Genomic DNA, 9,287 nt, shown 5'->3' on the forward strand with positions numbered 1-9,287 from the left:
GACACATCCGGGCCGGCGCGATCGACGGGCAGCCGACCACGCAGACGGAGGCGTACCGGGCGGTGCGGGACGCGACCCCGGCCAACGCCCGTGCCCTACTGGAGACGAGTCCGGTGACGCTGGTCTTCGGTGGCTGGGATTCGAGCCGGCGTAGCCGACAGGGTCGCTGGCGCAGCGCCCTGGTCGGGGAGATCGTCGGCTTCGTCGCGGCGAGCCGGGACCAGAGCGGTGCGCTGATGGAGCCCAAGCCGGCGCTGCGCGGTGGGGCACGGGTCGACCCGGTCGGCATGCAGATCAACCTCAACAAGAAGGTGATGACCGAGACGGCGACTCGGCAGCAGGCGGAGCTGAGCCCGGCCACCTACGGCGACATTGTCAAGACGGCCAGCGGAATCAAGGCCGGTGAGGCGAAGTCGGCCTCTGCGCTCGGCCTGGGCGGTATCCCGCCGACGCTCGACCAGTTGGCCGGCGTCGCCTGCGACACCATCATCCGTACGCATGTGTTGTCCTTCGCCACGCTGCGCCAGATGCGGTTCGGAGCCGGTGTCGAGGGTGACGCCGCGTGCCGGGCGCTGCTGGCCGCGTTGGCGCTCAACGCGCTGGCCCGCTCCGACGCCGAGCTGTACCTGCGGGCGAACTGTGACCTGGTCGAGGCGGAGCTGCCGAAGGTCCGGCTCGACCAGCGCGGCGGCGCGTTCCTGAACGTCGAGCCGCTCAGCATCGACGCCGCCGATCTGCTGCTGAGCGAGGCACTCGCGCACGCCGAGAAGGCCGCCGACGTCAAGTGGTCGGGCCTGGCGATGCGGGTCACCGGCAACCCGGACATCGTCTCCGGTGCGGTCGAGACGGACGACAACTCGTGAGCTTCGCGATCGTCGCGGAGCCTCTCCTCGGCGTCTACAAGGGGCATGTGGGCAGCGGTCAGCTCGATCCGCTGCCGTCGCCGGCCCGCCTGCACGCCGCGCTGGTCTGCGCGGCGGCGCAGGGCATCCGGGCGGTTGCGGACGGGGACGGGTTGCAGCCCTGCGCCGCCGACCGTGACGCGTTGCGCTGGCTGGAGGCGAATCCGCCGGACGGCATCGCCGTGCCGGAGACGCTGCTCAACGGCGGTGCCGCAACGGCATACCGGAAGGAGGGGCTGGTGGTTAAGGAGGGCCGCAACCCGTTGGCGGAGAAGCTGGTCGGCAAGCCGGCGGTGACCGGTGTCGCAGTGACCGGACGGTTCGCGTGGACCTGGGAGCAGGCTCCACCCGAGCCCGTGGCCACCGCGCTAGGCGCGCTCTGCCCCGAGGTGCCATACCTGGGGACCAGCGAGTCGCCGGTGCGGCTCGCGGTGGCCGCCGCCGACCCGACCCACCGCCTCGACCGGGACGCCGACCTGTTCACCGGGGTGGGCCTGGACCTCGCAGTCGCCACCTCCGGGCGGGTGGACGCGCTGGAGGCCGCGCACCGCGAGACGTCGGTCGCGCCGCCGTTGCGAGCCGACGCGCACCGTTCGAGTGAGAAGACCACGGCCCCACCGGTGGTGACGACCGGCCTGGAACTCGGCCGGTACGCCCGGCCGGAGCCGCCGCCACCGCCGACGCCGTGGACGTCGGTGCTGCTGTTCCGCATCGACCGGCCGATCCCGCCGGCGCAGCGGGTGCGTTGCGCGGTCGCCGTGCACCGCGCGCTCGTCGGGCTCGTCGGCGACGGCGCGCCCGCGATCCTCACCGGCGTCTACGAAGACGGTGTGCCGCGGCCGAGCAACCGGTGCGCGATCCAGTTCCTCGGCCCCGATGCGCCGCATGTCGGTGGTACCGCGTTGGCGCTGTTGCTGCCGCGGGAGGCGAGCGAGGTCGATCTCACCCTGATCCGGATGGCGGTGCAGCGGCTGCGGCGTGTGCGGGTCGCCGCTGGTCCGTTCGCGGTCGAACTGTCGCTGGAGGTTCCGGCCGACGCTTTCTGGCCGGAGCCGGCCGCCGGCACCGAGCGGTGGTGGCAGACCGAGCCGGTCGCGGTGCCCGACAGCCGGCCGCCGCGTGGTGGCGACTGGTCCCTCGCCGACGCCGCCGCGCTGTCGGTCGCGCTAGTCTGGCGGCACGAGATCACCGCGCCGGGTCGAGGCGACGCACGCTACCGCGCGCTGGCGGCGGCGGCCGGCGGGCGCGGGGTTCGGGTCGAGTCGGCGGTGCGGGTGATGGACGGTGACGTCGGCCGCTACGTGCACAAGGTGAACCCGGACACGGTGATCCAGCCGTACCGGGCGGTGCTGAGCCTCGGTGCCCTGACCGGCGCCCGGACGATCGCCGCCATCGGGCAGAGCCGGCATTTGGGCGGTGGCCTGCTCGTGCCGAGAGATCTGCCCTCCGACATCGTGCGGAGGATGGCCCGGTGAGCGTCGAGCGCGCCGACTTCGGTGCCTTCTTCGCCGCGGTCCGTGGTGGGCACCGGCCGTTTCGTTGGCAGGAGCGGCTGCTCGACCACATCCTGCGCACCGGCCGGTGGCCGGATCAGCTCGTCGCCCCGACCGGGGCGGGCAAGACGAGCGTCATAGACGTACACGTGTTCGCGGTGGCGCTGATGGCCAGCGGCCATCCGGTCCGGGTGCCGCGCCGCCTCGCCCTCGTCGTGGACCGCCGGGCCCTCGTCGACGACCAGCACGAGCACGCCACATCGATCGCCCGGCAGCTGGCGGAGGCGCGGGACGGTCGGACCGTCCTCGCCCGGACGGCCGAGGCGCTCGACACGCTGCGTGTGGGACGCAAGGACCGGGCCGCCGGCCCGCTGTCGACGGCGCTGCTGCGCGGCGGCGCGCCCCCATCTCGGGAATGGCTGGACGACCCGGTCGGCTGCGCCGTGCTCTGCGCCACGCCCGACATGTGGGGCTCCCGGCTGTTGCTGTCCGGCTACGGGTCGCGGGCGCAGGCGTGGCCCCGCGAGGCCGGTCTGCTCGCGTACGACACGGTCGCCGTCGTCGACGAGGCGCACCTGTCTCAGCAACTGGTGACCACGGCCCGCCGGGTCGCCGAGCTGGCCACGGTCGTCGAGGAGCCGCTCGGTGTGCCGGTCCTCCAGGTCGTCGAGACCACCGCCACGCCCCGCGCCGACGCCGGAGTGGCGGTCGGCGTCGAACCCGACGACCTGGCGGTGGACGAGGCGCTGCGGCAACGGCTGACCACGCCGAAGCCCGTCACCCTGCTGCCCCTCGCGTCCTGGCCGATACCGCACAGCGGCCCGGCCCGGAAGGCGGGCGTCATGGCGTTGGCGGACGAAGCGGTGCGGCTTCGCAAGGCGTACGACCGGACGGTCGGCTGCTTCGTCAACACCGTGGCGGTCGCCGCCGCCGTTGCCGGGGAGTTGCGGGCGCGGGGCCTGGCGACGGAGCTGATCTGCGGGCGGCTGCGGCCGTACGACGTGCGCCGCCTGCGGCCGCCGACGTCGAAGCTGCTCAGCATCGCCGGTGATCCGAAGGTCGACGTCCTGGTGAGCACGCAGAGCCTGGAGGTCGGGGTCGACCTCGACCTGGCCGCCGCAGTGACCGAGCTGGCGCCCGGCGGGGCCATCGCCCAGCGGGCCGGCCGGGTCAACCGGCTCGGGCAGCGCACCGCCGAGGTCACCGTGGTGGTGCCGGCGGCCGACCTGCCCACCGGGGCACAGTCTGGGCCGTACCAGCGCGACGACCTGGCGGCGGCCCTCACCTGGCTGGAACAGCGGCAGTCCGCCGATGCGGCCGGATTGGCCCCGTGGGCACTGCGTGAGCCCCGGCCGCCGGCCCCCGCGCTGCGGCGGGACCTGCTCCAGCGGCTGGAACTGGCCCAGGCGTGGCACCTCGCCCGCACCAGCGACGACCTCGCCGCCGCCCAGGACGACCTCGACCTGTGGCTCTCCGACAACCTCGACGAACCCGACCACGAGATCGGCCTGGTCGTCCGGCGCGCGCTGCCGGCCGACGAGTCCGACGCCGTGCGGCTGATCGAGAAACTTCCGCCACGGAAACACGAGGTGTTTCCGGTCTCCATCCGGCAGGCAGCGATGATCCGGGCGCGGCTGAAGCCGGGTTCGGTGCTGGTCCGGCCCGGCGGCGACGCGCCGCGCCCACTGACCGACGACGACCGACTTCGGCCCGGCGACCAGCTCGTCATCGACGACACCAACGAGCTGTTCACCGCCGGGGTCCTCGACCCGGACGGCAACCAGCGGGTCGACGACGTGCTCGACCTGCTCGACGAACCGGGGCCGGGCGACGTCGTGCTCCGGATCGAGCCGGACAGCGCCGCGCACCGCCGGTTCCTCGACGCCGTCGCCGCCACCACCGAGCTGACCGAGCCGAATCCGGCCGAGCCCGACCCGGTGGAGATCGCTCGGCTGCTCCGCGTACACCGTGAGGGGCTTACGCCGCTACCGATGGTGGTCGCGGCGGCCGGCCTGCTCGACCGGACGGCGGAGGAGCGGGCCGAGGCCGAGGTGATCCCGTACTGGCAGGAGTCGGACGACGGAAAGCCGGAGCTGTTCCGGCTGATCGTCGTCGACCTCCGCAAGGCGAGCGCTGACGCGGAGCTGCGGCAGACGTGGACCCCACACCGCAGAACCGTCACGCTCAGCCGGCACTCCGAGGCCGTGGCAGTACGTGCCGGGACCGTCGCCGGCCGGCTCGGCCTCGCCGTCGAGCTGGTGGAGGCCCTCCGCCTCGCGGGCCTGCACCACGACGACGGGAAGGCGGACGACCGCTTCCAGCATTTGCTGCGCGCTGGCTCCGCCCCCGGGGAGCTACTAGCCAAAAGCAGGGCGCGGCATACGCGGACCTTGCGGCGCCGCGAGGCCGCAAACCTGCCGACCGGCTGGCGGCACGAGCAGCTCTCCGTGGTCCTGGCCTGGCCCACACTGTCCGCGCTGGACGAACGGTGGCGGGAGCTGGCGGCCCGGTTGATCGGCACGAGCCACGGGCACGGCCGGCCTGGCTTCCCACACACCAGCGGGCATCTGGTCGACAACGCCGACAAGGTCGCCGCCACCCTCTACGACGAGGGTCTCTGGGACGAGCTGATCGAACGTACACACGCCCGTTGGGGGGTGTGGGGCTGCGCCTATTTGGAAGCGCTGCTCCGCGCAGCCGACGGGCAGGTCTCCGCGGAGGGATCATGACCGACTTCGTACTGACGACCGCCGACTCGAACACCATGCTGTCGCATCTGGCTCTCAATGGGCTCGCCGCGATCGTCGAGGACGGCGGGCTGGAAGACGTCCGACTGTCGTGGACCTCGGGCATGACACCCCGACCGGTGCTGAGCGCGCCGCAGGCCACGCCGGAGACGATCGGCGAGATCGTACGCCGGCACGCCGCCCGGCACGACACCCCGGAGAGCTGGCCCAGCCGCCAGATCAGCGCGGGCGAGCAGCGAGCGCTGATGAGTCCCCGCATCAGCGTCATCTCCACCAGTGAGGGCTGGCGCTCGCTCCAGGACCGGCGGCACGACGTGCTCGATCGGCTGACGGACGCGCGGGCGCTGCTCGACCTCCGGCTGATCGCCGCGCTCGGTGAGCCGAGCTACTGGAGTAAGAACCGCAAGGGCGACCGGCTCCAGGACGACGGCGCCAGCCGCCTAGAGATGCAGCCCCGCAACCAGGGATCCGAGTTCGTCGGCAACCGGCTCCGCCCACTCGCCGCAGCGGTCGCCGCCCGGACCGCCGCCGCAGTCAGCGACGGGCTGCTCGGCCACCGCGTCCGCGACGAGATCGGCAAAGACCGACCAGACAGCCGTACGCCGACCGGGTTCGCCGCCCCTGGGCCCACCGACAACGCGCTGGCCTGGTGTGCGCTCTGGGGCATCTCGCAGTTCCCCATCGCCCAGAGCAGCACCGGATTCGCCACGACGAGCGGCCACATCGGCCGGGGCACCGCCGGCTACTTCTACGTACCAGTCTGGGCTGGCCGCTGGCGAACCGCCCGGCACCGGACCATCGCCGCGAGCGGACAACTGTCCCGGTTCGCCGCGACCGGATTGTCGCCGAACGACCTCGGGCGCGCCTCCGACGACGCCGCGTCCCGCAGCGGGGCAGCCCGTGAATGGCTGGCGCACCGCGGCGTCACCGCGGTCGTCCGCTTCCCGGTACACCGGTTCGGCAGCGACAGCGCACCCGAACGCCGCGCCATGCTCGGCGAACTACTTAAGACCGATCGCCGCTGATGTCCGACCTGATTCCCATCAGCCTGGTCGCACACCAGGCGTTCTGCCCACGCCGGGCCTGGCTCGAAGCCATGGGAGAGAAGACCGACACCCACCAGGTGGAGATCGGCACGCAGGCCCACGCCCCGGCCGACGACCCCACCGGGTCGCGCGCTCGCCGCTACCGGGCAGTCGACGTGGTCAGCCACGACCTCGGCGTGACCGGGCGCTGCGACACCGTCGAACTCGACGAGAACGCCGCGATGACAGTGGTGGAGCACAAGGCCACCCCGGTCCGCCGCCGCCCCGAGGTCACCGAGCCGATGCGGATCCAGGTCGCCCTCCTGGCCGGAGCCCTGGCAGACATGGGCTACCCGGTGTCCGGGCAGGCGGTGTACTTCACCAATCACCATGCCCGGGTGGACGTGCCCCTCTCCGCAGACGACAGGGCGCTCGCCCGGGACATGGTGGCGGCCACCGCGCGTACCCTCGCCGCCGAGCAGGCGCCCCCACCCCTCGAAGACGACCGGCGCTGCTCCCGCTGCTCGCACATCACCGTCTGCCTTCCCGACGAACGCCCCCTCGCGCCGGTGACCCGCCGGATCGTGGTGGCCGATCCCGACACGCAGGTCCTGCACCTGACCACCCCGGGCTCCCGGGCGTATGTCACCCGGGGGCGGATCGAGGTCAGCAAGAGCGGTGAGAAGCTCGGCACGTTCCCGATCGAACGCGTGCAGGGCGTGGTGGTGCACGGCAACGTCGACCTCTCCAGCGGCCTCATCCGGGAGGTTCTGTGGCGCAGCCTGTCGGTGGTATGGTGCACCAGCTCGGGACGGGTCACCGGATGGGCCAGGGCAGCCCAAGGACCCAACGGCGGTCCGCGGCTGCGCCAACACGTCGCATCCCACCACGGGCGCATCGACCTGGCCCGACAGTTCGTGGCCGCGAAGGTCGCCAACCAGGCGACCCTGCTGCGTCGGCACGGCGACGCCCCGGCCGCCGTGACCCGGCTACGGGAACTACAGCGGGACGCCCTTGCCGCGCCGTCACTGACCGACCTGTTCGGCATCGAGGGCGACGCGGCGGCACGCTACTTCGAGCACTTCCTCACCATGTTCCGGCCCAGCGTCATGGCAACCGAAGGGCTGACCTTCTCGACACGGACACGACGTCCCGCCCGCGACCCGATCAACGCCGCGTTGAACTTCTGCTATGGCCTGCTGACCGCAGACACCCTACGTGCCGTCGTCGCCTGCGGACTCGACCCGCACGCCGGATTCCTGCACAGCAGCGGACGCAACAAGCCGGCACTGGCGCTCGACCTGGTCGAGGAGTTCCGAGCCCCGGTAGCCGACTCGGTCGTTCTGAACGCATTCAACAACGGCGAGATCCGCGCCCGAGACTTCACGGCCGCACTCGGCACGACCCGGATAGGCGAGCGCGGCCGCAAGGCTCTCATCGCCGGCTACGAGCGCCGCGTCACCAGCACGTTCCGGCACCCGACCTTCGGGTATGACGTGACATGGCGACGCGCAATGGAGATCCAAGCGCGACTCGTCCTGGGAGTGATCGACGGAACGCAGCCCCGATACCAAGGCATCAAGACCCGATGAGCCTCGACGACGTACGGCGCTACCTCATCGCGTACGACATATCCGACGATGTCCGCCGAACGAAGGTAGCCAAGAAGCTCGAATCGTACGGTGACCGCGTACAGTACAGCGTGTTCATCGTGGACGCCCGCCCGGCAAAGCTCCTGCGGCTTCGTGCCCAGCTCACCGATCTGATCAACGAGGGCACCGATTCCGTTCTTTTCTGCAACCTGGGCACCCTCCGCGAGAACAACCGTCGATCGCTCGACGTGATCGGCTGTAGCCGCACCATTACCGGCCACGGACCGGCGATCCTCTGAACCCACCGGCGAAGGCTCCGTCGTCCCGCCCCTGAGCGTGGACCCGTCGCAACGGTGTCCGCCCAGCTCACACACTGTGAAGGCGCACGAGATCGTGGTCTTCAGGCGCTACTCGATCTTGCAGGAAGCCCACCCTTCGCGATGGACCGGTTCAGGCGCAGCTCAGGGCGGCTAGAATCCCGACTCAGCCGCAGCTCCCACGGGAGCTGCCCTTCATTGAGGGGGGCAGTGTGTGGTCAACGCCGACAGGCTGCCGTGCAGGCCGCAGCTCCCACGGGAGCTGCCCTTCATTGAGGGGCGGCGACTACGGCGGCCGCGGCGGCGGCGGCGGCGGGCCGCAGCTCCCACGGGAGCTGCCCTTCATTGAGGGCCGACTGTGCCGGATGGCGAGTGCGCCTGGGAGCGGCGGGCCGCAGCTCCCACGGGAGCTGCCCTTCATTGAGGGTCGCGGATGGAGCTTGACGCACAGCGGGCCGGCGACACAGCCGCAGCTCCCACGGGAGCTGCCCTTCATTGAGGGCCGAGATCCACATGGGCGGCCACGTACTCCGGCGGCAGGCCGCAGCTCCCACGGGAGCTGCCCTTCATTGAGGGAGGTCGAGGGCGGTCATCGCCGGAGGTCGGGTGGCCGCAGCTCCCACGGGAGCTGCCCTTCATTGAGGGTTGTCCCGCCGCCGCCACCGGTGATCCCTCCGCGCCAGCCGCAGCTCCCACGGGAGCTGCCCTTCATTGAGGGAACGGCACGGAAACCGTCCGCACGGTCACGCTCGCCCGCCGCAGCTCCCACGGGAGCTGCCCTTCATTGAGGGGAGGTGACCGCGCGGCAGACATCCGATGACTATGGCCGCAGCTCCCACGGGAGCTGCCCTTCATTGAGGGGCCGACTCCACCCTGCGCGGCGTGAAGGTGCGGGCCAAGCCGCAGCTCCCACGGGAGCTGCCCTTCATTGAGGGGGTCCCGTAGCCCAAATGGCAGTAGGCGACGGATTCAAGCCGCAGCTCCCACGGGAGCTGCCCTTCATTGAGGGATAAGTGAGGGGTAAGGGGAGCGGCCCACAGCGACCCGGCCGCAGCTCCCACGGGAGCTGCCCTTCATTGAGGGGGCTAGGCCCGTGAGCGACGGGCCGGACGAGGAGGCCGCAGCTCCCACGGGAGCTGCCCTTCATTGAGGGCGGCCGAGCGGGGGGTGGCCGGGGACGGTCCTGGGGTGGTGCGGGCGCGGACGCCGGC

The 9,287-nt window shown here is 71.9% G+C and carries 6 protein-coding genes and 1 CRISPR repeat array; all 6 genes read left to right on the top strand.

The annotated features are described in order from the left end of the window. Window positions 1-863: type I-U CRISPR-associated protein Cas7 (locus AB0M52_RS24915; protein ID WP_363958155.1), on the top strand; the 863-nt coding region annotated here is incomplete at its 5' end. Then, a complete protein-coding gene (csb2, locus tag AB0M52_RS24920) occupies window positions 860-2,377 on the top strand; it encodes a type I-U CRISPR-associated protein Csb2 (protein WP_363958158.1) in 1,518 nt (505 codons plus the stop codon). The genes AB0M52_RS24915 and csb2, both read left to right, overlap by 4 nt. Continuing rightward, window positions 2,374-5,124: a type I-U CRISPR-associated helicase/endonuclease Cas3 gene (gene cas3u / locus AB0M52_RS24925; protein ID WP_363958161.1), complete on the top strand. Its 2,751-nt coding sequence runs from the start codon at window positions 2,374-2,376 to the stop codon at window positions 5,122-5,124. Before csb2 ends, cas3u begins: the two co-directional genes overlap by 4 nt. Further along, entirely contained in the window at window positions 5,121-6,167 is a 1,047-nt protein-coding gene (locus AB0M52_RS24930) for a hypothetical protein (protein ID WP_363958163.1), read from the top strand. The genes cas3u and AB0M52_RS24930 overlap by 4 nt, the downstream gene beginning before the upstream one ends. Then, a complete protein-coding gene (cas1, locus tag AB0M52_RS24935; RefSeq protein ID WP_363958165.1) occupies window positions 6,167-7,759 on the top strand; it encodes a CRISPR-associated endonuclease Cas1 in 1,593 nt (530 codons plus the stop codon). Before AB0M52_RS24930 ends, cas1 begins: the two co-directional genes overlap by 1 nt. Then, window positions 7,756-8,058 carry a CRISPR-associated endonuclease Cas2 gene (cas2, locus tag AB0M52_RS24940; protein WP_363958168.1) on the top strand — a complete coding sequence of 101 codons (303 nt, stop codon included), beginning with the start codon at window positions 7,756-7,758 and terminating at the stop codon, window positions 8,056-8,058. Before cas1 ends, cas2 begins: the two co-directional genes overlap by 4 nt. 187 nt (window positions 8,059-8,245) lie before the next feature. After that, window positions 8,246-9,229: a CRISPR direct-repeat array (repeat unit 36 nt; unit sequence GCCGCAGCTCCCACGGGAGCTGCCCTTCATTGAGGG). The last annotated feature ends 58 nt before the right edge of the window (window positions 9,230-9,287 follow it).

The sequence above is a fragment of the Micromonospora sp. NPDC051296 genome, assembly GCF_040682255.1.
Lineage (GTDB): Bacteria > Actinomycetota > Actinomycetes > Mycobacteriales > Micromonosporaceae > Micromonospora > Micromonospora craterilacus.